At 36.8% G+C, this 223-nt stretch carries 1 protein-coding gene; it reads left to right on the top strand.

What is annotated here, in order from left to right; genetic code table 11:
- Positions 1 to 28 precede the first annotated feature (28 nt).
- Positions 29 to 223: hemagglutinin repeat-containing protein (locus tag ABR397_RS24295; RefSeq protein WP_350307913.1), on the top strand; the 195-nt coding region annotated here is incomplete at its 3' end.

The following is a 223-nucleotide window of genomic DNA, read 5'->3' as shown; positions in this document are numbered from 1 at the left end:
AAATATCGCTCTGATAGCAAATAATAATGTGACCGTAGAAAACCATGCGGACACCTATAATTTTGCAAAATCAAAGACAGAAAACAGGCATAACGCACCAATATCAGGGGTTTTAAATGCCCTTGAATCACTGACAATCCATGCTGGAAATAATATTTCCGCTAAAGGCTCAGATATCTCTTCGGGGAAAGATATTTATTTAAGCGCAGCAAAAGATATTGAT

It is taken from the genome of Photorhabdus viridis, assembly GCF_040256935.1.
GTDB classification, from domain to species: domain Bacteria; phylum Pseudomonadota; class Gammaproteobacteria; order Enterobacterales; family Enterobacteriaceae; genus Photorhabdus; species Photorhabdus viridis.
Note: the sequence above shows the minus strand (reverse complement) of the source record. Positions and strands in the feature narration are given on the sequence as shown.